At 68.4% G+C, this 23,388-nt stretch carries 25 protein-coding genes; 14 read left to right on the top strand and 11 right to left on the bottom strand.

What is annotated here, in order from left to right; translation table 11 throughout:
• Positions 1–99: 99 nt before the first annotated feature.
• Both ML01_RS28785 and ML01_RS14185 read right to left on the bottom strand, forming a co-directional pair.
• Positions 100–693 carry a hypothetical protein gene (locus ML01_RS28785; RefSeq protein WP_156427728.1) on the bottom strand — a complete coding sequence of 198 codons (594 nt, stop codon included), beginning with the start codon at positions 691–693 and terminating at the stop codon, positions 100–102.
• 779 nt (positions 694–1,472) lie between these two features.
• A complete protein-coding gene (locus ML01_RS14185; RefSeq protein WP_058556052.1) occupies positions 1,473–3,023 on the bottom strand; it encodes an AAA family ATPase in 1,551 nt (516 codons plus the stop codon).
• Positions 3,024–3,180: 157 nt separating this feature from the next.
• On the opposite strand from ML01_RS14185, the gene dapB reads away from it, so the two are divergent.
• Positions 3,181–3,996, top strand: a complete 816-nt coding sequence (dapB, locus tag ML01_RS14180) for a 4-hydroxy-tetrahydrodipicolinate reductase (protein WP_058556051.1) — start codon at positions 3,181–3,183, stop codon at positions 3,994–3,996.
• 55 nt (positions 3,997–4,051) lie between these two features.
• Positions 4,052–4,489, top strand: coding sequence for a DUF29 domain-containing protein (locus ML01_RS14175; RefSeq protein ID WP_058556050.1), 438 nt, complete (start codon positions 4,052–4,054; stop codon positions 4,487–4,489).
• Between the two features lie 16 nt (positions 4,490–4,505).
• Here ML01_RS14175 and ML01_RS14170 read toward each other — a convergent pair whose 3' ends face one another.
• The 3 genes from ML01_RS14170 to ML01_RS14160 all read right to left on the bottom strand — a co-directional run bounded on the left by ML01_RS14170 (position 4,506) and on the right by ML01_RS14160 (position 7,598).
• Positions 4,506–5,546, bottom strand: a complete 1,041-nt coding sequence (locus ML01_RS14170) for a hypothetical protein (RefSeq protein ID WP_058556049.1) — start codon at positions 5,544–5,546, stop codon at positions 4,506–4,508.
• A gap of 114 nt (positions 5,547–5,660) precedes the next feature.
• Positions 5,661–6,089 (bottom strand): DNA polymerase III subunit chi, encoded by a 429-nt coding sequence (locus ML01_RS14165; protein WP_058556048.1) that lies wholly within the window; start codon positions 6,087–6,089, stop codon positions 5,661–5,663.
• Between the two features lie 21 nt (positions 6,090–6,110).
• A complete protein-coding gene (locus ML01_RS14160) occupies positions 6,111–7,598 on the bottom strand; it encodes a leucyl aminopeptidase (protein WP_058556047.1) in 1,488 nt (495 codons plus the stop codon).
• Between the two features lie 174 nt (positions 7,599–7,772).
• Here ML01_RS14160 and lptG point away from each other — a divergent pair, with 174 nt between their 5' ends.
• Positions 7,773–8,834 (top strand): LPS export ABC transporter permease LptG, encoded by a 1,062-nt coding sequence (gene lptG / locus ML01_RS14155; protein WP_058556046.1) that lies wholly within the window; start codon positions 7,773–7,775, stop codon positions 8,832–8,834.
• 9 nt (positions 8,835–8,843) lie between these two features.
• Here lptG and ML01_RS14150 read toward each other — a convergent pair whose 3' ends face one another.
• On the bottom strand, positions 8,844–9,233 hold the full coding sequence (locus ML01_RS14150; RefSeq protein WP_058556045.1) for an Hpt domain-containing protein: 390 nt from the start codon (positions 9,231–9,233) through the stop codon (positions 8,844–8,846).
• 116 nt (positions 9,234–9,349) lie between these two features.
• On the opposite strand from ML01_RS14150, the gene cysM reads away from it, so the two are divergent.
• The 4 genes from cysM (at position 9,350) to ML01_RS14130 (ending at position 14,010) form a co-directional block, all read left to right on the top strand.
• A complete protein-coding gene (gene cysM, locus ML01_RS14145) occupies positions 9,350–10,240 on the top strand; it encodes a cysteine synthase CysM (RefSeq protein ID WP_058556044.1) in 891 nt (296 codons plus the stop codon).
• Between the two features lie 15 nt (positions 10,241–10,255).
• Positions 10,256–11,581, top strand: coding sequence for a 23S rRNA (uracil(1939)-C(5))-methyltransferase RlmD (rlmD, locus tag ML01_RS14140; RefSeq protein WP_058556043.1), 1,326 nt, complete (start codon positions 10,256–10,258; stop codon positions 11,579–11,581).
• Between the two features lie 95 nt (positions 11,582–11,676).
• Positions 11,677–12,144, top strand: a complete 468-nt coding sequence (locus ML01_RS14135; RefSeq protein WP_058556042.1) for a CYTH domain-containing protein — start codon at positions 11,677–11,679, stop codon at positions 12,142–12,144.
• 369 nt (positions 12,145–12,513) lie between these two features.
• On the top strand, positions 12,514–14,010 hold the full coding sequence (locus tag ML01_RS14130) for an ABC transporter substrate-binding protein (protein ID WP_058556041.1): 1,497 nt from the start codon (positions 12,514–12,516) through the stop codon (positions 14,008–14,010).
• Between the two features lie 99 nt (positions 14,011–14,109).
• Here ML01_RS14130 and ML01_RS14125 read toward each other — a convergent pair whose 3' ends face one another.
• Positions 14,110–14,502, bottom strand: a complete 393-nt coding sequence (locus ML01_RS14125) for a hypothetical protein (protein WP_058556040.1) — start codon at positions 14,500–14,502, stop codon at positions 14,110–14,112.
• Positions 14,503–14,651: 149 nt separating this feature from the next.
• On the opposite strand from ML01_RS14125, the gene ML01_RS14120 reads away from it, so the two are divergent.
• Positions 14,652–15,026, top strand: a complete 375-nt coding sequence (locus tag ML01_RS14120) for a PF20097 family protein (RefSeq protein ID WP_058556039.1) — start codon at positions 14,652–14,654, stop codon at positions 15,024–15,026.
• Here ML01_RS14120 and ML01_RS14115 read toward each other — a convergent pair.
• Positions 15,023–15,511 (bottom strand): DUF2939 domain-containing protein, encoded by a 489-nt coding sequence (locus tag ML01_RS14115; protein WP_058556038.1) that lies wholly within the window; start codon positions 15,509–15,511, stop codon positions 15,023–15,025. The genes ML01_RS14120 and ML01_RS14115 overlap by 4 nt on opposite strands.
• A gap of 292 nt (positions 15,512–15,803) precedes the next feature.
• Between ML01_RS14115 and ML01_RS14110 the strand changes: the two genes are divergently transcribed.
• Positions 15,804–17,048 (top strand): multifunctional CCA addition/repair protein, encoded by a 1,245-nt coding sequence (locus tag ML01_RS14110; protein WP_058556078.1) that lies wholly within the window; start codon positions 15,804–15,806, stop codon positions 17,046–17,048.
• Positions 17,049–17,318: 270 nt separating this feature from the next.
• Here the strand turns inward: ML01_RS14110 and ML01_RS14105 are convergent, their stop codons facing one another.
• Positions 17,319–19,175: a sensor histidine kinase gene (locus ML01_RS14105; protein WP_156427726.1), complete on the bottom strand. Its 1,857-nt coding sequence runs from the start codon at positions 19,173–19,175 to the stop codon at positions 17,319–17,321.
• 56 nt (positions 19,176–19,231) lie between these two features.
• On the opposite strand from ML01_RS14105, the gene ML01_RS14100 reads away from it, so the two are divergent.
• The 3 genes from ML01_RS14100 (at position 19,232) to ML01_RS14090 (ending at position 21,192) form a co-directional block, all read left to right on the top strand.
• Positions 19,232–19,705: a PH domain-containing protein gene (locus ML01_RS14100; RefSeq protein WP_058556036.1), complete on the top strand. Its 474-nt coding sequence runs from the start codon at positions 19,232–19,234 to the stop codon at positions 19,703–19,705.
• Between the two features lie 4 nt (positions 19,706–19,709).
• Positions 19,710–20,600: an amino acid ABC transporter substrate-binding protein gene (locus ML01_RS14095; protein ID WP_156427725.1), complete on the top strand. Its 891-nt coding sequence runs from the start codon at positions 19,710–19,712 to the stop codon at positions 20,598–20,600.
• A 73-nt stretch (positions 20,601–20,673) separates the two neighbouring features.
• Positions 20,674–21,192: a YdcF family protein gene (locus tag ML01_RS14090; RefSeq protein ID WP_058556034.1), complete on the top strand. Its 519-nt coding sequence runs from the start codon at positions 20,674–20,676 to the stop codon at positions 21,190–21,192.
• A 185-nt stretch (positions 21,193–21,377) separates the two neighbouring features.
• Here ML01_RS14090 and ML01_RS14085 read toward each other — a convergent pair whose 3' ends face one another.
• A complete protein-coding gene (locus ML01_RS14085; RefSeq protein WP_058556033.1) occupies positions 21,378–21,824 on the bottom strand; it encodes a hypothetical protein in 447 nt (148 codons plus the stop codon).
• 308 nt (positions 21,825–22,132) lie between these two features.
• Between ML01_RS14085 and ML01_RS28780 the strand changes: the two genes are divergently transcribed.
• Positions 22,133–22,270 carry a hypothetical protein gene (locus tag ML01_RS28780; RefSeq protein ID WP_156427724.1) on the top strand — a complete coding sequence of 46 codons (138 nt, stop codon included), beginning with the start codon at positions 22,133–22,135 and terminating at the stop codon, positions 22,268–22,270.
• A 150-nt stretch (positions 22,271–22,420) separates the two neighbouring features.
• Here ML01_RS28780 and ML01_RS14080 read toward each other — a convergent pair whose 3' ends face one another.
• Positions 22,421–22,693, bottom strand: a complete 273-nt coding sequence (locus ML01_RS14080; protein WP_058556032.1) for a DUF1778 domain-containing protein — start codon at positions 22,691–22,693, stop codon at positions 22,421–22,423.
• Positions 22,694–23,055: 362 nt separating this feature from the next.
• On the opposite strand from ML01_RS14080, the gene ML01_RS14075 reads away from it, so the two are divergent.
• Positions 23,056–23,385: a hypothetical protein gene (locus ML01_RS14075; RefSeq protein WP_058556031.1), complete on the top strand. Its 330-nt coding sequence runs from the start codon at positions 23,056–23,058 to the stop codon at positions 23,383–23,385.
• The last annotated feature ends 3 nt before the right edge of the window (positions 23,386–23,388 follow it).

The raw sequence follows: 23,388 nt of genomic DNA, 5'->3' as shown, positions 1-23,388 counted from the left end.
TGGCCAAGAATTGACTGGAAGCCAGCTTGAGGCGTTTTCCCGGTTCCGCCCGATTTTCGGCGCGATGCCCAATCAATCGGAATCAAGGCGTTGACTCAGCTATCTTAATAGCGAAGCAGTAATTGACCGGTATCGCGACTCCGGCAGTACGTCCTCAAGCATTGCAATGCCGGTCTTCTTGATCCATGTCAAAAGCTTTCTTTTGCTTGGAATCTGCGTATCTTGTGCTGCTTGCTCGGCGATACCCTTGAGAGGTTCTATCGATGCGTCGCGGCCCTCTGCGTAGGTACCGAGGTCAGAAATAAACATCAGCCTAAGCATCAATAATGACCAGCCGGCCAGCTCTAGTTGCCTTTCCGAGCTGCCCGCGGTCGAATATCGAAAATCCGAGGGAGTCGGATCAAACACCTCGGCTTCGACCAGACGCCGCCGCGTCCACCACAACAGATGTATTCCGCTTGTCCAGCTCCCGCCTCGTTCTACACATCGATTGGTGTATGCTCGTCCAAGGCTGAGCATTGCAATCTCAGAGCGGTAGGTGCTGAGCGACCTTAGTTGCGCGAGCGACTCGATCTTCGAGTCGTACTCGCCGTAGTCGGCAACGACGTCGCCAACTGAATCGTGGCGAAGAAACGACGTACTCCGCTCGATGTAACTGCTATCGGCTTGATCAGCGCGGTTATGGAACGTCACGACCTTGTCGTGGGGGAAATGTTGCCCGTGGTGATGGTGGAAAGCTTTCGAAGATTTCAGAAGCAGGTCTTTTCGAACGTGCCTTCCACATGTCGTTTGGTCGGGTCTTCGTAGCGTGACTCTGTGCTCCGAGCAATAGCCCATGCTTAGTCCGACAGATCCGTACTGAAGGCCATTGAACCAGCAATTGGCACATGAGGCTAATGTGTTTTGATTCATGATAATACGCTTACGAAAAGATATTATTGGCTACCTGCTGCAGTTGGTCGGGCGTAAGGTCGGCAAGGGAAGTAAAGTCTGCAAGGTGTTCCTGCCACTCTTCGACGTATTGCCGGGCGCGCAGCACCTCGAATGCGCTGGGCCACTCCGCGTCCCCTTTTCCGGTCCCTCTCAGTAGTTGAACGAGCTCCTTTCTTGATCGGTGCTTGACATCGAATGTTGGCCATTCCACTGGCCTGCCGATGTAGGTTTTTCCCCCGTGCCCAGCGAAGAAGTTGGCTGTGTCACGTTGCTCTGAGGCGGACAAATACGGTGTGGCTCTTCCGAAACCTTCAAGAAACAAGACATGTCACACGATTGATCTGCTTGCTGAAGGAACGGGACGGGATACTTCCGGGGCGCAATCACCTCGGTACACGGGGTCGCGCTTAAGTTTCCAGCTTTGGTCGGTCATTGCAGGATTGACAAAAAAAAGGTTTTGAAATCGTTCTGCCCCGGGGGATATCCGCTGAAGTTGCTGCGGCCAAACTGAGCTTCTACTTTCTGGGTGTCGGCGGACGCTACTGCTCCCGCGGCGCCGGCCGCGAGGCGGTGATTGCGCGCTTGAAACACCAATCCTTGATCGCCTTGATCTGCTCCACCATGGTCCGCGACAGCGGGATGGTGGCGACGATGTTGTTGACGACGTCGCGCTCGTTGAAGGGCCGGTCCTGCTGATAGGCATCAATGCGGGCGGACTTGACCGCCTGCTCGATCTCGGCGCCGCTCCATTCCTTGGTGCTGGCGGCGAGGTAGCCGAAATTGAAGTCCTTCGGGTCGCCGCCGTGGGTGACAATATGGATGCGGAAGATCTCCTTGCGCTCGTCCTTGTGCGGCAGGTCCAGAAAAAATAGCTGGTCGAAGCGGCCCTTGCGCATCAGCTCCGCCGGTAGCGCCTGGATGCGGTTGGCGGTGGCGGCGACGAACACGCGCTGGTCCTTCTCCTGCAGCCAGGTCAGGAAGCTCGAGAAGATATTCACATTACCGGCGTTGTGGCCACCACCGCCGCCGCCGCCGTGGTCGTCGTAGCCGAAGGCGTTCTCGATCTCGTCCACCCAGAGCACGATGGGCGAGACCTCTTCTGCCATGCGCGTCGCCTGCTCAAAGGCATACTCCGGGGTGCCGAAGCTGCCGGACAGCACCAGGCTCATGTCCATGCGCACCAAGGGGAGCTGCCAGGCGGCGGCGATGGCTTTGGCAGCCATACTCTTGCCGCAGCCCGACACGCCCATGAAGAGCACGCCGGAGGGCAGTGGGACGCCCGCCTCATAGGCCTCCTCGGAGAATAGATCGGCGCGCTTGAGGACCCATTCCTTGAGATTCTCCAGCCCGCCGATGTCGTCCAGGTTGCGCTGCGGCGGATAGAAGCGCAGGCAGCTCTCCTTGCGCAGGAGCTGGGACTTTTCTTCCTGAATCTCGCCGAGCGTCGCGTCGAGCTCCACGGTTTCGCCGCGGAAGATGCGTGCGGATAGGTGTCCGACCTCGTTCAGCGACAGCCCGCGCATGGCGGCGGCGAAGCGGTAGAGGTGATCCCGCGGCGTGTCGCCGACGTTCGGGGACTGCGAGAGGGTCTCGACGATTTCTTCCTCGGACGGCAGGTCCATGTCGATGAGGAACAGCTCCTTCTTCAGGATCTCCGGCAGGATGAGCTGCGGATGGCTCAGAAAGACATGGATATTGCGTTGCTTCAGCCGGTAGTAGAGGTCCCGCACCGCGCGCACCAGCGCCGGGTTGGCCTCGAACCAGACGGGGAGATCCTTCATCAAGTACAGGGCGGGGCGGTCCGACTCCGCGATGGCACGGAGCGCCGCGATGGGGTCGCGCAGGTCCGCCGCCGCATCGCTGCCCACCACGGGCGGGGCGCTGGTCGTCTCGTCCTCGGCGCTGGACATGAAGCCGTCGTTGGCGCTCCAGACGATGAGCTCGCCGTTGCCGCTGTAGTAGCTCTTCGCCACGGAGCGGAGCAGGCGCTCAATGCGCTCCTCCTCCCAGCCGAGCACGTAGAACAATGGGTAACGGGAGCGCAGCCCGCGCGAGATCTTCTGCACGGTCTTGCGGTTCAGGACGGCCATGGCTTCGCGGTCGAGGTCTTACTGGGGCGGCGGCGGACGGGTCAGCGTACGCCCGAGGCAACGGAGCGTCCAGCTTGTGGCGCAGGTCATCGCACGTGCCGGCGGGCTCGGGTATCGTAGCGCGCATCAGCAACCCGAGAGCGTGATGGAGTCGAGGATGGATCAGATCCGCGTAGCCGTGGCCGGTGCCGGCGGGCGCATGGGCCGCACCCTGGTGGGCGCCGTGCACCGTACCGAGGGCATGGCGGTGAGCGCCGCCACCGAGACGGGCGACAGCGGCCTTATCGGCGTCGATGCCGGCGAGGTGGCGGGCATCGGCAAGCTGGGCGTCGCGATTCGCCCGGACTTGGACGAGGTGCTCGGCGAGTTCGATGTGCTCATCGATTTCACGACGCCGGACGCGACCATGCACAACCTGTCGCTCTGCCGCGACGCGCGCTGCCGCAGCGTCATCGGCACGACGGGACTCGGCCCGGCGCAGCGCGAGGCCCTGAGCGAGGCGGCCATCGACATCGCGCTGGTCTATGCGCCGAACATGTCCGTTGGCGTGAACCTCTGCTTCAAGCTGCTGGACATGGCCGCGAAGGTCATGGGCGATGACGTGGACATCGAGATCATCGAGGCGCATCACCGCCACAAGGTCGATGCCCCCTCGGGCACGGCGCTGCGCATGGGCGAGATCGTCGCCGCCGCCCTCGGCCGCGACCTCAATGAGGTCGCCGTCTACGGCCGCCAGGGCCACACCGGCCCGCGCGAGCGCAGCACCATCGGCTTCGAGACCATCCGCGCCGGCGACACCGTCGGCGAGCACACGGTCTGGTTCGCCGCCGACGGCGAGCGCGTCGAGATCAGCCACCGCGCCAGCAGTCGCATGACCTTCGCCCGCGGCGCCGTGCGCGCGGCGGCATGGGTGGCCGGCAAGGAGCGCGGGCAATTCGATATGCAGGATGTGCTGGGGTTGCGGGAGCTGTGAAGCGAGCAAGTGTGCACGCTTGGCTCTGTGCACACGGCAGGCGATCGAGGTAGCCATGACCGCATCGACCCGTTACGACGAGGACGTTGCTGCCTGGGCTGAGGAGCAGGCCGCGCTGCTGCGCGCCGGGCAGCTCGACCGACTCGACCTCGTGAATCTGGCCGAGGAAATCGCCGACGTGGGCAAAAGCGAGCAACGGGAGCTGGCGAGCCGCATGGCGCTGCTCTTGGCACACCTCCTCAAATGGCAGTTTCAGCCCGAACGCCAAAGCAACAGTTGGCGGCGCACCATCAAGGAGCAGCGGCGCGCGCTGCGCTTCCACCTCGGCCAGGTGCCGAGCCTGAAACCCCGGCTTGCGGACCCGGACTGGCAGGGCGCCATCTGGGCCGATGCCGTGACCAAGGCCATCGACGAGACCGGTATGGGCGGCTTCCCGGAGAATTGCCCGTGGGGCGTCGAGGAGATCTTGGACGACGGGTTCATGCCGTCGTAGCGCGCACCGGTTCCAGTCACAACCACTCGAAGCTCTCGACGACGACCACGCCGCGGGCCTCGAGCTTCTCGCGGATATTCGGGCGCGCGAAATGCGTGACCAGCAGCGGGACGGTGGCCAGCCCGTAGGCGGTGCGGGCGAGCGCCTCGTGCGCGTGCAACTGCGCGAGCTTGTTGGTGTCCTCCAGGCGCAGCACCGATTCCCCGACGATGACCACGGGCTCTCCGTCGCGCTCCGCGTGGGCGAGGAAGTTGATCTCCTCGCCCTCTAGCGTGGTGCGCACGAAGCGGTCGGAGACCTTGATGCCGCGCCCTTCGAGGAGCTTGGGGAGCTGACGGTAGGCCTCGTTCTCCAACGCATAGGCGGTGCTGCGGGCCAGGCCACCGAGCTGACGGCGGGTGTCGGCCTCGGAACGGCTCAGAACACTGAGCTCCTGCTGGGTCTCGGCTTGGGCGAGGGCAAGCTGCTCCATGCCGGCCTCGGTGCGCCGCTGGGCCTCGGTGAGCGCGTCGATTCGGCCGGCGAGCCGCTCCACGCTGGCTTCGGTGCGCTGCTGGGCTTCGGCGAGCGCATCCATGCGGCCGGCGAGCCGCTCCACGCTGGCTTCGGTGCGCTGCTGGGCCTCGGCGAGCGCATCCATGCGGCCGGTGAGCCGCTCCACGCTGGCTTCGGTGCGCTGCTGGGCCTCGGTGAGCTGCTCCATTAGCGCCTCGGTGCGCTGCTGGGCGTCAGCGAGTGCATCCATGCGGCCGGCTAGCCGCTCCATGCGTGCTTCGGTGCGCTGCTGGGCCTCGGTGAGCTGCTCCATGCGCGCGTCGGCGTGCTGCTGGGCCTCGGCGAGCGCGTCCATGCGGTCGGCGAGCCGCGCCATGCTGGCCTCGGTGCGCGTCTGGGCCTCGGTGAGGGATGCGACTGCCGCGCGCAGGTCCGCGAAGTCGTCGCGGGTGACCGTGACGGCACGGTGCTGCTCGACTTCGTCGAGGATCGCCAGCAACACCTGCCGCAGCGCCGGATCGACGGTCTCGAGTTGCCGAATGAGGGCGACGCTGTAGGACATGGTTGCGGTTGGCAATGAATCGATCCCGGAAACCATATCACAGCGGCCATGACGCGGCGGCGATGATCGCAACCGTGCCCACCGCCATCGGCGTGAGATCCCAAACGACCCCGGTCAGCGTACCTCGTGGTGATTCACGTCGTAGCCGCAGTCCCGGTAGTACTTCCAGCGGCTGCGCCCGGCCTTGAGGATCAGCGGGTCCTGGTCCAGCGGCTCGCAGAGTCGCTCGAAACGGGCGAAGAACTCCGGCACCTCGGGGCTGAGGTTGATCAGCACCTGATCCTCTGCCGCCGGCTCGCCGTCGGTGCTGATGAGCACGGGCGTGAGCGCGGCGTCGGTCTCGCCGACCAGGCCGTGGGGCAGGAAGCTGTCCTCGCGCCAGGTCCAGAGCAGGCGGTCGATCTGGCGGGCGAGGCTAGCGTCCGGGCAGTGGATCAGCACCCGGCGGCCGTCGGCGTAGGCGCGCTCGGCGATGCGGCAGGCGAGGGTGAGCCGGTCGCCGGTCGCGCCGTCGGCGAGCACGTAGAAGTCGATGCGGGTCATGGCGTCCGGTGGCGGGCTGGCCTAACCGGTTGTCTCCACCCCGCTCTCGCGGATCAGAACCTCGGCGAGCAGCGGCACGGGGCGCCCGGTCGAGCCCTTCTCCTTGCCCGACACCCAGGCGGTGCCGGCGATGTCGAGATGCGCCCAGCGGTAGGCCTTGGTGAAGCGTGACAGGAAGCAGGCGGCGGTCACGGCGCCGGCGTCGCGCCCGCCGATGTTGGCCATGTCCGCGAAGTTGCTGTCGAGCTGCTGCTGATAGTCCTCCCACAGCGGCAGGCGCCAGACGCGGTCGTCGGCGGCGTCGCCGGCGTCGGCGAGCTCCTTCGCGAGCTTGTCGTCGGGCGTGAACAGCCCGGACGGGTGCTTGCCCAGCGCGACGATGCAGGCGCCGGTGAGCGTGGCCATGTCGAGCACCAGGGCGGGCTCGAAGCGCTCCACGTAGGTGAGCGCATCGCAGAGGATGAGCCGGCCCTCGGCGTCGGTGTTGAGGATCTCGATGGTCTGCCCGGACATGCTGGTGACCACGTCGCCGGGCTTGTTGGCGGCACCGTCCGGCAGGTTCTCGGATGCCGGCACGACGCCGATGAGATTGATGGGGAGCTGCATGCGCACCGCGGCGAGCACGGCACCGAAGACGCTGGCGCCGCCGGCCATGTCGTACTTCATCTCGTCCATGTCGGCGGCGGGCTTGATGGAGATGCCGCCGGCGTCGAAGGTGAGGCCCTTGCCGACGAGGACGATGGGCTTGGCTGCATCGTCGCCGCCTTGGTAGGTCATCTTGATCAGCTTCGCGGGCTCGCGGCTGCCGCGGCTGACGGACAGGAGCGAGCCCATGCCGAGCTCGCGCATGGCGTCCTCGTCCAGGATCTCTGTGCTCAGCGCCGTGTGCTCGTCGGCGAGCGCGAGCGCGCGCTCGGCGAGGTAGGTGGGCGTGCACAGGTTGCCCGGCAGGTTGCCGAGCTCGCGGGCCAGCGCCACGCCTTCTGCAATGCCCGCGGCGTGTGCGACCGCGCGCTCGGCGGCGTCGCGGGCCGGCTTGTCGACCCAGATGTCGAGCTCGGCGAGCAGCACCGGCGCGTCCTTCTTCGGCGCCTTGGTGCGCTCGTAGCGATAGGCGCTCTGCGCGGCCTTCAGCGCCGCGGCGCGCACGCCGAGGTAGTCGTCGGCCTCCTTCGGCAACGCGAGCAGCGCCTTGGCGACGCGGGCCTCGGCGAGCCGGCCGAAGGCCGTGCCGAGGGCCTTGATGAAGGCGGCGCGGTTGCATTCCTTGCGCTTGCCGAGGCCGAGCAGCAGCACCCGCTCGGCGGCGATGCCGGGGATGTCGTAGGCCATCAGCCAGCCCTTGCCGCCGTCGAGCTCGCCCTTGCCGAGCAGCGCCGTGACGGCGCCGTCGCTCGCGGCGTCCGCCGCCTCCGCGGGGCCTGACAGCTTGTGCTTGTCGAAGACGCCGAGGATCAGGCAGGGGGTCTTGGCCTTGGCGAGGTCGCCGCCGACGATCTTGAGATCCATGGTTCCTCCTGTGGGGCTCTGTTGAGCCGACTGCCGCCCGCGGCGGGGCGTGCCGCGGTCAGGCTGTGGTAAGTTCGCGCCGCCGAGTCTACCGGAACGGCAGCGAGTGCAGAATCGACCCATTTGCGGGGCGCCCGACCCCATCACCAGCTCAGGACCGGCGGCACAGCGCGCATGATGCTGCTTGATCGCTATCTGGCGCGCGCCGTCATCACCGGCACGGTGGTGACGCTCGCGGTGCTGTTGCCGCTGCTCGGGTTCTTTCTGCTCGCGGACGAGCTGAACGCGCTGGACGCGGGTGTGTACAGCTTCGGCGATGCGCTTTGGTTCGTGAGCTTGAGCCTGCCGCGCTATGCCTACCAGGTGTTTCCCATCGCCACGCTGATCGGTGCGCTGGTGGGCTTGGGTCAATTGGCCGCGGGCTCGGAGCTGGTGGCGATGCGCGCCGCCGGGGTGTCCATCGCGCGCATCGTGCTAGGCGCGATGCTGGGCGGACTGCTCCTGGCCATCGCTGCTGCGGCCATCGGCGAGCTGGTGGCGCCGCCGGCGGAGCAGCGGGCGCTGGCGCTGCGCCAGCTCGCGCAGCAAGGCGATGATGTGGCCATCACCAGTGCCGGGCTCTGGGCGCGGGACGGCGAGACCTTCGTGAACATCCGCGAGCTTAGACCCGGGGCCGATCTGCGGGAGATCTACATCTACGAGGTCAAGGGCACGGAGCTGGTTTCCTCCACTCGTGCGCAGAGCGCGACCTTTCGCGACGGTGGCTGGGTGCTGCAGGACATCGAGCGCAGCCTCATCAGCCGCGACGGCGTGCGCGTGGAGCGCCTGGCCGAGGCGGGCTGGTCGTCGCTGTTACGCCCGGAACTGCTCAAGGTGATCGTCGTAGAGCCGCAGGCGCTCTCGGTGTGGGGCCTGTACCGCTACATCCGCTTTATGCAGGGCAGCGGCCAGGATGCCGGCCGCTACGAGGTGGCGTTCTGGGGCAAGCTGGTGCAGCCGCTGCTGGTGCTGGCCATGATCTTCATCGCGATCCCGGTGCTCTTGGGCTCGGCGCGCAGCACCGGCACCGGCGTGAAGGTCTTCGTCGGCATCGTCATCGGCATCGCGTTCTATCTGGTGAGCCGAAGCTTTGCGTTCCTGTCGCTGCTGTTTGGGCTCGACCCGGCGGTGGCCGCCTTGGTGCCGCTGCTGCTGTTCGTCGGAGCGGCGCTGTTCGTGCTGCGGCGGGTGGGGTGAGGCGCTGCCTCAGGGTAGTGTGCGGACGCGGGCGATGAGCCGGTCCGCCGCGGTCTCGACGTCGGCAAGCGCGCGGCCCGCTCCGGCCGCATCGCCCGCCCGCGCGCTCGTCTCCAGCGCCGCGAGCCGTCGGCGCAGCGCCGGGACCCCGCAGTAGGCGGCGCCGCCGTTGATGTGGTGGGCCTGCGCGGTGGTGGCGGCGAGGTCGCCCGCGGCGTGGGCCTGGCGGAGCCGCGCCAGATCCGCCGGCAGGGCCGCGCAGAATCGCCGCAGCAGCGCGCGGGCGAGGGCCTCGTTGCCGCCGACGCTCGCGAGGGCGCCGGCCGGGTCCCAAACCGGGTCGTCATCGAGCGCTTGGTCTTGCATCGGCAGGTGGCCCTCGGCGGTCGCGGCAGTCACGAAACGGTCATCTCGGCGCCTGTCCCTGTCACGTCGGGCACTGGCGCCGACACCTTTGCGCCCTGCTGGCGCTGGTGCACAATGGCCCTTTGCAGCAAGGCGAGGAAGCACGCGCGATGGACTATCCAGGCATCGAGCATTTTGTCGGCAATACGCCGCTGGTGCGCCTGCAGCGGCTGCCCGGCGAGACCTCCAATGTGATTCTGGGCAAGCTGGAGGGCAACAACCCGGCCGGCTCCGTGAAGGACCGCGCGGCGCTCAGCATGATCGGCCACGCCGAGGCACGCGGCGCCATCCGCCCCGGCGACACGCTGATTGAGGCGACCAGCGGCAACACCGGCATTGCGCTGGCGATGGCCGCGGCCATCAAAGGGTACCGGATGCTGTTGATCATGCCGGAGAACATGAGCGTCGAGCGTCGCCAGGCCATGGCCGCCTACGGGGCCGAGCTTCGGCTCACGCCGCGGGAGGCGAGCATGGAGGGCGCCATCGATCTCGCGCGCGAGCTGGAGGCCCAAGGCGTGGGCTTTCGGCTGGATCAGTTCTCGAACGACGACAACCCGCTGGCGCATGCCGAGACCACGGGGCCGGAGATCTGGCGCGACACCGCAGGCTTGGTGACCCACTTCGTCAGCGCCATGGGCACCACCGGCACCATCATGGGCGTAAGCCGCTATCTGAAGGCGCAGAACCCGGCCGTGCAGATCGTCGGCGTGCAGCCGCAGGAGGGCTCCAGCATCCCCGGCATCCGCCGCTGGCCCGAGGCCTATCTGCCGAGGATCTACGACGCCTCGCGCGTGGACCGCATCATCGACGTGTCGCAGCAAGAGGCGGAGTCGACCATGCGCGCGATGGCGACACGCGAAGGCATCTTCGCCGGCGTGTCCTCAGGCGGCGCGATGGCGGCGGCGCTCAAGCTGTCGAAGAAGGTCGAGAACGCGGTCATCGTCAGCATCGTCTGCGACCGCGGCGACCGCTACCTGTCCACTGGCGTCTATCCGGCTTAGCCAGGCACGAGCACCTTGGGCAAGAAGCGCAAACCGCTGCCGACGGAGCCCGTCGCCGCGGACATCGAATCCCTGAGCCACGACGGGCGCGGCGTTTGTCATGTGGAGGGCAAGGCCGTCTTCGTGCCCGGCGCGCTGCCCGGCGAAAAGGTCCTGTTCCGCTACACCCGACGCGCGCGCCGGCATGACGAGGGCGTCGTCGAGCAGGTGCTGACTCCGGCCCCCGAGCGCGTCGCGCCGCGCTGTGCGCACTTCGGCGTCTGCGGCGGTTGCGCGCTGCAGCACATGGACCCGGCCGCGCAGGTGCACCTAAAGCAGGGGTTGCTGGCGGAGGCCCTCGCGCGCATCGGCAAGGTCGAGCCGCTGCGCTGGCTGCCGCCGTTGTCCGGGGAGCCCTGGGGCTACCGGCGCAAGGCGCGGCTCGGCGTGCGCTTCGTCGCCAAGAAGGGCAGGGTGCTGGTCGGTTTTCGCGAGCGGGGCTCGGCCTTCGTCGCCGATCTGGCGCGGTGCGACGTGCTGCGCCCCGAGATGGGGGAGCGGCTGCCGGCGCTGGCGGCGCTGGTCGAGTCGCTGTCCATCCGCGAGCGGGTTGCGCAGATCGAGGTGGCGCAGGGCGACGGCCCGACGGTGCTCATCTTCCGCGTGCTGGACCCGCCCACCGAGACCGACCGTGCGCGGCTCCTGGCCTTTGCCGCCGAGACGGGCCTGCACGTGTATCTGCAGCCGGGCGGCGCCGACAGCGTGGCCCCCCTCCCGGGCCAGGCTGTGCGCCTGAGCTACCGCCTGCCGGCGCATGGCGTCGAGATCGGCTTCGAGCCCTTCGACTTCACGCAGGTGAATCTGGAGCTGAACCGGCTCATGGTCGATCAGGCGCTCGAGCTGCTCGACCCGCAGCCGGACGAGCGCGTGCTCGACCTCTTCTGCGGCCTCGGCAACTTCACGCTGCCCATCGCCCGGCGGGCGGCGGCCGTGGTGGGCGTCGAGGGCGATGCCGGGCTGGTCCTGCGCGCGCGCCGCAACGCCGAGCAGAACGGCATCGGCAACGTCGACTTTCAACAGGCGGACCTCTATGGTGCACCGAGCGCCGCGGCACCCTGGCATCAGGAGCGCTTCGACAAGGCCCTGCTCGACCCGCCGCGCACCGGCGCCCGCGAGGTACTCGACGCCCTCGCCGCCACCAGCGTGCGCCGCATCGTCTACGTCTCCTGCTACCCGGCGACGCTCGCCCGCGACGCGGCGCACCTGGTGCACGCGCTCGGATTCCGGCTGGTGGCCGCCGGCGCGATGGACATGTTTCCGCACACGGCTCATCTGGAGTCGATGGCACTTTTGGAAAGGTAGGCCGAGGGCCGAGGGCCGAGGGCCGAGGCAGCGCTAGCGTCGGCTCCGCACTTCGCACTTCAAACTTCAAACTTCAAACTTCAAACTTCCCATCAATGCCCACCGAAATCGAACGCAAATTCCTGGTCGAAGGTGACGCCTGGCGCGACGCCGTCGAGTCCGAGACCCGCATCATGCAGGGCTATCTGGCCGAGAACCCGAGCAGCACCGTGCGTGTGCGCGTGGCCGGCGAGCGCGCCTTTCTGACCATCAAGGGCCCGATGCGCGGCCTGACCCGCAGCGAGTTCGAGTACGCGATTCCGCCGGACGACGCCGCCGCCATGCTCGCGGAGCTGGCCGTCTCGCCGCCCATCGAAAAGGTGCGCTACAAGGTCCGCCACGGCGCCCATGTCTGGGACCTCGACGTCTTCGCCGGCGCGAACGCGGGCCTCGTCATGGCCGAGGTCGAGCTCGCGAGCGAAGACGAGCCCTTCGACCGACCCGACTGGGCCGGCACCGAGGTAACCGACGACAAGCGCTACTACAACGTCAACTTGGCGCGCAACCCCTTCCGGCGCTGGTAAGGGACAAGGGCCAAGGCCCTTACTTTCTGCTTCTCCCTTTCAAACTTCACCCTTCACGCTTAAAACTTTCTGCTTCTCTTCTCCCTTTCAAACTTCACCCTTCACGCTTAAAACTTTCTGCTTCTCTTCTCCCTTTCAAACTTCACCCTTCACGCTTCACGCTTAAAACTTTCTGCTTCTCTTCTCCCTTTCAAACTTCACCCTTCACGCTTAAAACTTTCTGCTTCTCTTCTCCCTTTCAAACGTCACCCTTCACCCTTCAAACTGACTGCTTCTCTTTTCCCTTTCAAACTTCACCCTTCACCCTTCAAACTTTCTGCTTCTCTTTTCCCTTTCAAACTTCACCCTTCACCCTTCAAACTTTCTTCAATGCACCGCCGCCGCCTCCTTACCGGCTTCGCCGCGGCCCCCATCGCGGCGCTCGCCGGCTGTTCGCGACGTGATCCAAGCGCGGGTGGCGTGCTGCGCTTCGCCATCGCCAATGAGCCGCGCAATCTCGACCCGCGCCGGGCCACGGACGCGGTGTCGGAGCGCGTCAACCGGCTGCTGTACGCGCGGCTGGTGGAGTACGATGCGGCGAGCCGGCCCGTGCCCGGCATCGCGGACTTCGAGCAGCTTAGTCCCACGCGCTGGCGCTTTCGGCTGCGGGATAACATCGCACCCTTCAGTGACGGCAGCCCGGTGCGGGCCGCAGACGTGGCGGCGACCTATGCGTCGGTGCTGGACCCGGCCACCGCGTCGCATCACCGCGGCGTGCTGGCCGTGATCGCGCGGATCGATGTGTTGGACGATCGCAGCGTCGATTTCGAGCTGGAGGCGCCGGAGCCGCTCTTCCCCTATCACGCCGGTCTCGGCATCCAACCGGCGCGGCTGATCGGCAACGATCATGGCTTTCAGCGCGAGCCGGCGGGGAGCGGACCCTTGGTGCTCGCGCACTGGCCGGAGCCGGGCCGCATCGCCCTGCGGCGCCGGCGCGACGGGCAGGTGCTGGAGCTGGTGACCGTCAAGGACCCGAACGTGCGCATCATGAAGCTCCTGCGCGGCGAGGTGCAGATGCTGCAGAACGATCTGCCGCCGGAGCTGGTGGGCTATCTCGCGCGCCGGCCGGAGGTGCGGGTAGAGCGGGCCGGCGGCGTGAATTTTTCGTACCTCGGCTTCAACCTCGCGGACCCGGCGACCGGCGATCTTCGGGTCCGCCGGGCCGTTGCCCATGCCGTGGACCGCGGGGCGATTCTGCGCTGGCTGTTCCAGGGCAACGGCCGGCCCGCGGAGGCGCTGTTTCCGCCGGAGCACTGGGCCGGTGCCGCGGATCTGGCGGCGCACCGGTTCGACCCGGCGCTGGCCCGGCGGCTGCTGGCCGAGGCCGGCTATGGGCCGGCGCGGCCACTGGTGCTGAGCTTCAAGACGTCAAGCGATCCGTTCCGGCTGCGGTTTGCGACGGTGATCCAGGCCCAGCTCGCGCGTATCGGCGTCGAGGTGCGGGTGCAGAGCTTCGACTGGGGGACCTTCTTCGGCGACATCAAGGCCGGGCGCTTTCAGCTCTACAGCCTGACCTGGGTCGGCATCCGCAGCCCCGACATCTTTCGCTATGCCTTTCACAGCGGGGCGCTGCCGCCGGAGGGCGCCAACCGCGGTCGCTACGTCAGCAGCGACGCGGACGCGCTGATCGATGCCGCCGCTGCCGCCTCGGACCCGGCGCGGCAGGCGGCGCTGTATCGCGCGCTCCAGCACCTGCTGCACCAAGACCTGCCTTATCTGCCGCTGTGGTTCGAGGATCAGGTGCTCGCCACCCGCGACGGCGTCGCCGGCTATGCACTGGCGCCGGATGGTGCTTACGACGGGTTGGCGACGGTGGAGGTCGGCTAGCGACGGAAAGCGAGCCAGAGGGCCGAGGCAGGCTCCCTTGGCCCTCGGCCCTCGGCCCTTTTGCCGGCGCGGCATGCGGCCGCGCATCCAGCCGGGCCGCTACCAGCAGGGCGCCGTCACGCTGGAGAACATCCCCATCGCGTCCCAAGGCGTCGGCATCGGCATGCCGCCCCAGGGACCGCCGGCCTTGAGCCGGATCACGTACTCGGCCCATTGCAGCGGGCGCGGCATGCCGCCCGCGTGCGCCGCGGCGGCGTGCAGCTCGTTGAGGAAGGCGATGTCGCAGGGACGGTCCCCGGGCAGGCTCGCCGTGCACAGGTCATGGCGCATGCAGGCGGCATCGAAGGCATCCACCGGCGGCGGTGCGCCGTAGCTCGGGTGGTTAATGCCGCACCAGTTGCCGTAGAGCGGCATGCACTTGAAGGCGGCGGCGTCGCCCGCGGCGACGAGCAGGAGCAGGGCGGCGAGGGCGGTGGTCGGGTTCGGCTTCAATGGAAATCTCCTGGAAGGCGGTGCGCGCGGTTCAGTGGGCGTATGTGAGCTGATGCACAGTCGAGCGGGCATTGCCGGGTGACGCTTTGGGCATCCTGCGCGGGCCGCGGGTCGGCCGCGCACCCACCCATGTAAGGGGGAGGCACGGAATGTTCGAGACTACGCTGATGACGGCATTGCTCGTTGGGCTCGGCTTCGGCATCCTTGCCATCGGCGCGCTGCTGGCGCTCGTGGCCTGGCTCCGTCGACACCATCGGGCCGTGCCGGATGCTCCGGCGCTGTGGCGCGGCCGCGACTATGCGTGCCCCGGCTGCGGCGCGCCGATGGCGCCGGGCTGGGTCATGCTCGGGAAGGGGGCCATCTTCTCGGCACGCAGTCGCGGTCGGCCCGGGCTTTTCGCGCATATCGGCACGGCGCTCCCGAACACCATCAGCATGCATGTGCCGCCGGCCGCGAACATGGCCTGGCACTGTGCCGCGTGTCGGCTGCTGCTGCTGGACCACGGCAAGCTGGTGAGGGACTAACGCACCAGGTCGACCACGCGCCACTGCGGCCAATCGAGCCCGAGCACCAGGTGCGCGTCGGCACCGAGCGGGCCGATGCGCACGACGAACCGGTTCCAGGATTCGAAGAACGCGAAGTCCACGCCGTCGATGAGCAGCGCCGGGCGGCTCTCCGTGGTGCGTTCCGCGGCCTCGCGCAGCGTATCGCGGACCCATTCCAGCGTGATGGCCTGCTCGATGGCCGCGTCGCCGAGGCGCGGCAGGTTGGTGTTGAGCCAGACAATCACCTGATCGGCGCCCGGTGCGTCGCGTGGTTCGAATACGGGGAGGCCGGGCGCGAGGCGTGTGGCATAGCTGGCCTGGATCGCCGGCAGGTCGACGAACGGGGCAATCGCCTGGGGGTCGGCCTCGCGCACCGCGTCGTCGAGCTGGAACAAGCTGTAGTAGGGCCACATGCCGTAGCCGAGGAGTGCCAGCAGCACGAGGTATCCCAGAATGCGCAACATCGATCCTTACCCTGCCTCAGGCGGCAAAAACAGTACATTTTACGCTGGTGGCACGCCGGCGTCGGCGTGTTCCAGTACGGCTTCAACCGACAGGCGCGTTCGGTGCCGTCCGGTGGGCCGCGTATAATCTTTGGCCGTATCTTCCGGGGGCGACGATGGCAGGTCAACGCATAGCCCGATCCGCCCGTCGTCCCTTGCCCATCCGCGCTCGCATTGACACGAGACCCGCGCGAAGCGCCAGCCAATTTGCGTCCCCGGGGTTCTTTGTGTGAGTGCGGCAGCCACTGACGGCCTGCGGATCTACCTCGTGGGCGGCGCCGTGCGCGACCGGCTGTTGTGCCTGCCGGTGGATGAGCTCGACTATGTGGTCGTCGGCGCCAGCGCCGAGGAGATGCTGCGCCGCGGCTTCACCCAGGTAGGTAAGGACTTCCCCGTCTTTCTGCATCCGGAGACCAAGGATGAGTACGCGCTGGCGCGCACGGAGCGCAAGTCCGCCCCCGGCTATCACGGTTTCGTCGTGCACGCCGCACCCGACGTCACGCTGGAACAGGACCTCGCCCGCCGGGACCTCACCATCAACGCGCTGGCGGAGGATTGGGACGGGCGCATCATCGACCCCTTCGGCGGTGTCGCGGACCTGAAGGCGCGGGTGCTGCGGCATGTGTCGCCGGCCTTCGTCGAGGACCCCGTGCGCATCCTGCGTGTCGCCCGCTTCGCGGCGCGCTTTGCCGAGCTCGGCTTCCATGTCGCCGACGAGACCATGGCGCTGATGCGCGACATGGTCGCCGCGGGCGAGGTGGATGCGCTGGTGCCGGAGCGGGTCTGGCAGGAGATGGCCAAGGCGCTCAGCGAGTCGCGCCCGTCGCTGTTCTTCCTGGTGCTGCGCGAGTGTGGTGCCTTGGCGCGGCTGCTGCCGGAGCTGGACCGGCTGTTCGGCGTGCCGCAGCCCGCGCAGTGGCACCCGGAGATCGACACTGGCGTGCACGTCATGCTCGTGGTGGACACCGCGGCCAGGCTGTCGGACGCCGCCGAGGTGCGCTTCGCGGCCCTGTGCCACGATCTGGGCAAGGGCACGACGCCGCCCGAGACCTGGCCGCGGCACCATGGCCATGAGGAGCGCAGCGTCGATCTCGTCACGGCCGTGTGCGACCGCTTCCGCGTGCCGAAGCGTTTCTGCGAGCTGGCGCGCATCACCGCCCGCTACCATGGGCTCGTGCATCGCGCGGCGGAGCTGAGGTCCACGACGCTGCTCGCGATGTTTGAAGGCGTGGACCTGTTCCGCCGCCCCGGACGCCTGGAGCAGATGCTGCTCGCCTGCGAGGCGGACTACCGCGGGCGCCTCGGCCACGAGGAGCGCGCCTACCCCCAGGCCGAGCTGGTGCGCCGCTGTGCGCGGGCGGCGCGGGGCCTGGATCTCGGCAGCATTGCCGAGTCGGCCGCGGAGCCGCGGCGCATACCGGACGAGATCCGGCGCGCCCGCCTCGCCGCGATCGGTGCCGCCTGCCGTCGCGCCGGCCAGCCCGGCGCAGCAGACTGAGCTCGTGCGAGCGGCTTTACCATGAAAGTCGCGCGCAGCGCGCTCCTTAGGCGATTGCCGGAAAAAACGTACCGAATGGCGCAGGATTTTCGTCCGCCTTCAAGGAGCGGCAGCGAGTGCATAGTCGAACTATGCACCCGCTGCCGCGACGCAGAAGGCGGGCGAAAAGACAAGCCAGGCGGTATGTTTCTTGACAGAAATCGCCTTAGTCCCCCTCTCCCCCTGTGAGATGGCCGGTGTGCGGGAAACGGCCATGGCAAGCAGCGCCTTTCATCCTCCGGGGTGGCGCTGGTCGCCATGGTCGTTACCGCGACCCGGCTCCGCCGCCGGCAGCCGGATCAGAAAGCGCGCGCCGCTGTCCGCGGCCGGCACCAGCACCAGCTCGGCACCGACGGTGTGCAAGCCCTGCTGCGCGACGCTCAGCCCAAGCCCGGTGCCCTCGCCGGGCGGCTTAGTGGTGAAGAAGGGATCGAAGATGCGCCGGCGGATCGCGTCCGGCACCCCCGGGCCGCTGTCGCTAATGCTGAGCAAGACCCGTTGCGGCTCGCGCGTGATGGCGACGCGGATCTCGCGTGGGTCGCTGTCGCGCAGGGCTTGGATCGCGTTCAGCAGCAGGTTGAGGAGCGCCTGGTTCAGGACGTCGCGGTTGCTCATCACGTACACCGGCGCGCGCGGCAGCAGGTTGTCCAGCTTGATGCCGTTGGCCCTGAGCTCGCTGCCGACGAGGCTGGTGACATCGCGGACAACCTCGCTCAGATCCACCGTGCCCGTCGCCGCGTTGTCGTCGCGCGCGTAGCCGAGCACGCCGTCGACAATGCGCCCGATGCGGCGCACCTGCTCCTGGGCGCGCACGAGGTAGGGCGCGAGCATGGCGTCCGCCAAGTGGGCCTCGACGTGGGCGATGTAGTTCGACAGGCCCATCAGCGGGTTCTTGATCTCGTGCGCGATGCCGCCGACGAAGGTACCGAGCGCGGACAGCTTCTCCAACTGCATGGCCTTGTCACGGGTCTCGTCGAGCGTCTGCTGCATGCGCCGACGCTCGCCGATGTCCTCCAGCATGCCGACGGCGCCGAGCGCACGGCCGTCGCCGTCGCGCATGAGCGCCACGGTGAGGTGGCCCCAAACAATGCTGCCGTCCGGGCGCAGGTAGCGCTTGTCCATGCTGTAGCTGTCGAGGTCGCCGGCCCAGAGGGCTTGGTAGTGCGCGATATCGGTAGCGACGTCATCGGGGTGGGTGAGCCCAGCAAAGCTCTGCCGCGCCAAGGTGCTGGCGTCGCGGCCAAGCAACGTGCGCAGCGCCTGATTGCTGAGCGCGACATGGCCATCGCGGGATACCAGCGCCACCCCTATGGGGGCGTCCTCGAACAGCGCCCGGAAACGGGCCTCGCTGGTCGCGAGCCGCTGCAGCAGGGGGTCGGTAATGTGGAAGAACAGCGCCGCGCCGATGCCGGCGAGCAGCACGGCGATGCCCACCGCGATGGCGGCGGCACGCGCGAACGGCCGGCGGATCTCCGCCAGATCCACCTTTACCACGAGGCCCCAGCCCAGTTGGTCGAGCGGGGCGGTGGCGGCTAGCACGCGCCGGCCGGCGTAGTCGCGGCCGATCAGGACCCGCGACGCCCCGGACAGGGCCGCGCGCATCGGCTCGGCGAGATGCGATTGCCAGGGCACCGAAAGCGGCGTGTCCGCCGGCGCGTTGGCGTTCACCAGCAAGAGCTCGATCCGGTCCTCGACGCGATGGGCGAGCACGAGCTCGCCGCTCTCGCCGAGCCCGCCGAAGGCGCCCACGGCCTCGCGGATCTGCGCCAGCGTCGCCGCACCGGCGCCGGCCGGGAAGTCCTGCGAGAAGCGGCGGTCGAAGCGTCCCACCGCGCCGATAAGCCGGGCCTGACTGTGGGCGATGTCGGCGAGCAGGGCGCGCTGCTGCGTCATTGCGGCGTCGAGCAACAGGCCCAGCGCGGCGCCGGTGCCGCCGAGGGCGGCGGTGACCAGGATAAGCAACAGCGCCAGGCGCTCGCGACCGCCGAAGGCGTGGCCCGGCGCCGCTGCACCCCGCCGCCCGCCGCCGTGCTGCGGTGCAGGCCGTGTTGGCTCGTCGTGTTTCCCCGATTGGGATACTGGTACCATCTGTGCGCTTTTGTTCCGGCCACAGCCTTAGGAGCGGCCTATGTCAACGCCATTGTATGCAGCCAACCCGTCCGTTTGGCGAATGCGACCCCTTCGGAACCCTGATCGCCTGGCTCCTGATCCTGATCGGGGCCTATATCGCCCTCACCGGGCAGATCCCGTACCTATCCCAGCAACTGGTCAGCGTCGAGCTCCCCGCTTGGGCGAATCCGCGCTACGTCGGCTTGCTGCTCATCGCCTGGGGCGCCTTGCAGTTGCTCGGCTGGTGGGTCACCGCGCGCTTCGACCGGCTGGAGATCACCGCCCGCGAGCTGGTCTGGACCCACGGGTTTCTGAACAAGCAGTACACGGAGACGAACATGAGCTCCATCCGTACCACCCAGGTCAAGCAGTCGCTGCTGCAACGGTTTCTGAACGCGGGCGATGTCATGGTCTTCACCACCGGCGACGAGCCGGAGCTGGTCATCCGCGGGCTGCCGCGGCCGGGCGAGATCCGTGCGCTGATCAAACAGCAAAGCGGCGGCGAGTGACGTGATGCGGCCTTTGTTGCGTTGCTTCCGCCGCTCCGGCAGCCGGGCCAGCCCGGCCCTGGCATTGCTCGCGTGGGTCGCCGGCGCCGGTGACGCCGTCGCCGACACTGGTGCGCTCGATCGCGTCGGCGCCGCCAAGAGCATCACCGTCGCCTACGACCCGAACGCCTACCCGCTCTCGTTCAAGGACGCCGACGGCACGCCGCGCGGCTATTCGGTGGACCTGTGCCGGCGCATCGTCGCCGGCGTGCAGAAGACGCTCGGGCTGGAGGCCCTGGAGGTCGCCTGGATCGAGGGCAACACGCCGCGGCGCGTTGCCGCCGTCGCCAACGGCGAGGCGCAGATCGAGTGCGGCACCACCACCATGACCCTGGCCCGCCAGCGGCAGGTGGACTTCTCCAACGTCGTCTTCATCGAGTCTGGCGGCATCCTGACCCGCGCCGACAGCGGCATTCGGGCGCTGGAGGATCTCGGCGGCAAGAAGCTCGGTGTGATCCCGGAGACCACCACGGAGCGGCGGCTGCGACCGGTGCTGGAGGAGCGGCTCATCAACGCCCAGTTGGTGCCCATCCGCGACGCCCGCGACGGGCGCGAGCAGCTCGTGGCCGGCGAGCTGGATGCCTTGGCCGGCGACCGGCTGGTGCTGATCGGGCAGGTGGCGGAGGCGGGCCGGGCCGAGGACTTCGCCATCCTGGACGCGGACTTCTCGGTGGAGCCCTACGCCTTCTCGGTGCCGCGCAACGACGCGGATTTTCGCCTTGCCGTGAACACGGCGCTCGCGCAGGTCTATCGCACCCGCGAGGTGGACCGGATCTTCGAGCGCTGGTTTGGCGAGGACTCGGAGCCCACGACGCTGCTGGAGACCGTCTATTTCATCTACGGCTTCGCGGACTGAGCGGCAGGCCGAAGGCGCCGGGCCCCAGCGCTCCCCCACCGGCCGCGACGCCGAGGCGTCCGCGCCGCTGCTCGTGCTGCTCGGCGCGCCCGTGACGGCCGACGGGCGACCCGGCCCCGCGCTGGCCCGGCGACTGCGCTGCGCGCTCGAGCTGCTGCGAGCCCATCCGTGCGCCCTGCTGCTCGCCACCGGCGGGACACCGCCGCGGGCGCCGCACCACCGGCCCGAGGCCCTGGTGGCCGCCGACGCGCTGGCAGGTGCCGGTATCGCCCCCGCGCGCATCCTGGTGGAGACCTCCGCGCGCAACACCTGGCAGAACGCGGCGCACAGCGCCCGGCTGCTGCGCGGGCAAGGGCTTGAGCGGCGGCCGGTGTTGCTCGTCACCGATCCCTGGCATCTGCCCAGGGCCTTGCTCGCGTTCCGCGCCCATGGGATCAGCGCCCGCGGCGCCGGCTGCCGGGTCGCGCCCGCCGAGCGCCCGCCCGCGCTGCCGCGGCTGCTGCTGCACGAGGGCATCGGGCTCGTCGTCTATGCCCTGCGCTGGCTGCTGCGCGCCGCATGGCGCGCGCTCGCGCGCCGTGGCGATGCGTGAGGGGCCGGCATCGGATGCCCGCCGGGCGGCGTTGGTTGACCTTCAGGCGGTCCTGCGGCCCCACGGGCGGACCGGAGACGTTCATGTCCGCACGCTGAGCTGGCTGTCGCGGTTGGAGGCATTGGTCTGATCCCGGGGCTTTCGCGCAAATTGCCATCCTCAACTGAGGATGAAATCAGGCCAGCCTAAGCGCCGGCATGCAGGCTGATGATGTCGTCGATCTCATGCGGCGCGAAGACGACATCCCAGCACCACTCGCCGAAGCCGCCGGCCGCGTTGACCGCGGCCACCCATTCGGCCAGCGCGTCGCGCTTGGCCTGGTTCTGCGGGCTGTCCTCGCCCTTGATCTCCAGCGCGAGCGTCTTGCCGTTCCACAGCCTGATCAAAAAGTCCGGCAGGAAGCGCCGCCGCGAGCCGCCCCAGAGGTAATGGATCTGAAAGCCCAGGTGATCGTTCTTCGCATAGGCCAGCACCTCGTCCCGGGCCTCGAAAGTATTGGCCGTGTAGCCCTCCCAGGCGGAGTCTCCGACGACGTGGCTGATGTGGGACTTCGTCGCGCGCAGCGTGGGCTTGGATGTGTACCAGGTGCGCATCTGGCCGGTCATGCCGATGGGGCTGTCGGTCTTGATCATCACTCCGACCAGCGCGCGGGGCTGCTACGGAGCGCGGCGGCTGTAGGGCCGAGGGCCGAGGATGGCTCCCTCGGCCCGCGGCCCTCGGCCCTCGGCCCTTCCCCCAGGTGTCGTCGTACACTTGACTCATCTGCAAACTCTCAAACTGAGGTATGCCCGACAAGCGGGCTCGAGACCGCGCCGGGGCCGACTGGGAGCGCCGGCTTTCAGCCGGCTTCGCGTGCCGGGGGCTCGATGCCCCGGCGCGCGATCTGCGGCGCGGGAGCGGGGCGGTTGCCCATGCCGCGCGGCCGGCCGGACGAGCGCGCATGTGCTCTCTGATCGGCCAGGACGCCGCCGACGCGGCATCGAGCCGCGCCGGCGGCGAGCCGGCTGGAAAGCCGGCGATCCCGGTCCGCCGCGCTGGCGGCGAGCCGGCTGGAAAGCCGGCGATCCCAGCGCAGTAGTGTCCGCTGTGCGAACCGCTTGCGTGCGGCAGGCGATGTGGCCGGCACGATGATCGAGGCCGGGCTGTGGCGCTGATCATCAGGCCGGCCACCGCGCGCACAGCCCGCGGGGCGCCGTACGAAGGCCTTGCTTTCGGACGGAAGAGGCTTTCAATCCGTGCCCGTGCTGCGCTGGTAACGGGCAATCGCCCGCTCCAAGGCGGGCGCCAGCGGCGGCGGCTCGATCAGCGCCCGCGCGAACCGGAGCTGGTCCTCGCGGGACAAGCTGATCACATCCGCCTGTACGATTGTCTTCTCCGCGGCTTGGCGCGCTGCCGCGACCACGAAATCCGTCAACGAACGCCCCTCGATCTCCGCCGCCCGCTTGAGCAGGGCGAGAACGTCCGGACTGATCCGCGCCTCCAGCCTTGCGTACTTGCCCATCGTTGCCCCCTGACTCGAACCGACCTGTGTCGGTCCTCAAGCTACGGCAGCATGCCGCAGGTTACAAGCGGGGCAACAGCGCAGCACCCGAGACCGATAACGCCCAACCTCGGGTTCCGCCACGCTGACCTGGTTGACGCGTGTACCGAATGTTCGATCATGGGCTTGCGGCCGACGGCAGCTCGCTTTCCCGGGCGGCCGACTGAAGTCGGCGTACCCGGGGGCGGGCGGCCTCGGGACTTCCGCGGTCGCGCACCAGCCGTCGTGCACCTTGCAGGAGATCAGGCAGAAGTCTTGTCCTGGCATCGGGGGTCCGGCTGCATGCGCAGCGGGTAGGGCGTGGACGACGGCGGGGGGCGGACATGGCACTGGAGTCCAGCCTGGACCACGTGACCCAGGCCATCGGCACGCTGCCGGACACCGACGCGGCCACCCGCGCCGAGCTGGCCCGCCAGACGGCGGAGCTGTCCGCGCTGTTGCAGCAGGTGCCGCCGGCGCAGGCCGCGGAGGCCGAGGCGGTGGCCACCCTGACCGGCGAGCTGATCGACAAGGCCGGCGCGCAGCCGCGCAACCCGGCGCTGCTCGCGGCCAGCGCGGAGGCGCTGCTGAACAGCGCCCGCGGTCTGGCCGACAAGGTGGCGCCGGTGCTGAAGGTGGTGGAGCAGGTGATGGGGCTGCTGAAGCTGGGCTGATGG

The organism is Thiohalocapsa sp. ML1, from assembly GCF_001469165.1.
In the GTDB taxonomy this organism is placed as follows: domain Bacteria; phylum Pseudomonadota; class Gammaproteobacteria; order Chromatiales; family Chromatiaceae; genus Thiohalocapsa.
The sequence above is the reverse complement of the archived record's forward strand: the minus strand, read 5'-3'. Positions and strand labels throughout refer to the sequence as shown.

What these genes read in the sequence shown, in the direction of transcription:
- ML01_RS14185 (WP_058556052.1), bottom strand. Translation starts at nt 3,023, where the DNA reads ATGGCCGTCCTGAACCGCAAGACCGTGCAGAAGATCTCGCGCGGGCTG.
- dapB (WP_058556051.1), top strand. Translation starts at nt 3,181, where the DNA reads ATGGATCAGATCCGCGTAGCCGTGGCCGGTGCCGGCGGGCGCATGGGC.
- ML01_RS14175 (WP_058556050.1), top strand. Translation starts at nt 4,052, where the DNA reads ATGACCGCATCGACCCGTTACGACGAGGACGTTGCTGCCTGGGCTGAG.
- ML01_RS14170 (WP_058556049.1), bottom strand. Translation starts at nt 5,546, where the DNA reads ATGTCCTACAGCGTCGCCCTCATTCGGCAACTCGAGACCGTCGATCCG.
- ML01_RS14165 (WP_058556048.1), bottom strand. Translation starts at nt 6,089, where the DNA reads ATGACCCGCATCGACTTCTACGTGCTCGCCGACGGCGCGACCGGCGAC.
- ML01_RS14160 (WP_058556047.1), bottom strand. Translation starts at nt 7,598, where the DNA reads ATGGATCTCAAGATCGTCGGCGGCGACCTCGCCAAGGCCAAGACCCCC.
- lptG (WP_058556046.1), top strand. Translation starts at nt 7,773, where the DNA reads ATGATGCTGCTTGATCGCTATCTGGCGCGCGCCGTCATCACCGGCACG.
- cysM (WP_058556044.1), top strand. Translation starts at nt 9,350, where the DNA reads ATGGACTATCCAGGCATCGAGCATTTTGTCGGCAATACGCCGCTGGTG.
- ML01_RS14135 (WP_058556042.1), top strand. Translation starts at nt 11,677, where the DNA reads ATGCCCACCGAAATCGAACGCAAATTCCTGGTCGAAGGTGACGCCTGG.
- ML01_RS14130 (WP_058556041.1), top strand. Translation starts at nt 12,514, where the DNA reads ATGCACCGCCGCCGCCTCCTTACCGGCTTCGCCGCGGCCCCCATCGCG.
- ML01_RS14120 (WP_058556039.1), top strand. Translation starts at nt 14,652, where the DNA reads ATGTTCGAGACTACGCTGATGACGGCATTGCTCGTTGGGCTCGGCTTC.
- ML01_RS14115 (WP_058556038.1), bottom strand. Translation starts at nt 15,511, where the DNA reads ATGTTGCGCATTCTGGGATACCTCGTGCTGCTGGCACTCCTCGGCTAC.
- ML01_RS14105 (WP_156427726.1), bottom strand. Translation starts at nt 19,175, where the DNA reads ATGGTACCAGTATCCCAATCGGGGAAACACGACGAGCCAACACGGCCT.
- ML01_RS14100 (WP_058556036.1), top strand. Translation starts at nt 19,232, where the DNA reads ATGCAGCCAACCCGTCCGTTTGGCGAATGCGACCCCTTCGGAACCCTG.
- ML01_RS14095 (WP_156427725.1), top strand. Translation starts at nt 19,710, where the DNA reads ATGCGGCCTTTGTTGCGTTGCTTCCGCCGCTCCGGCAGCCGGGCCAGC.
- ML01_RS14085 (WP_058556033.1), bottom strand. Translation starts at nt 21,824, where the DNA reads ATGATCAAGACCGACAGCCCCATCGGCATGACCGGCCAGATGCGCACC.
- ML01_RS28780 (WP_156427724.1), top strand. Translation starts at nt 22,133, where the DNA reads ATGTGCTCTCTGATCGGCCAGGACGCCGCCGACGCGGCATCGAGCCGC.
- ML01_RS14080 (WP_058556032.1), bottom strand. Translation starts at nt 22,693, where the DNA reads ATGGGCAAGTACGCAAGGCTGGAGGCGCGGATCAGTCCGGACGTTCTC.
- ML01_RS14075 (WP_058556031.1), top strand. Translation starts at nt 23,056, where the DNA reads ATGGCACTGGAGTCCAGCCTGGACCACGTGACCCAGGCCATCGGCACG.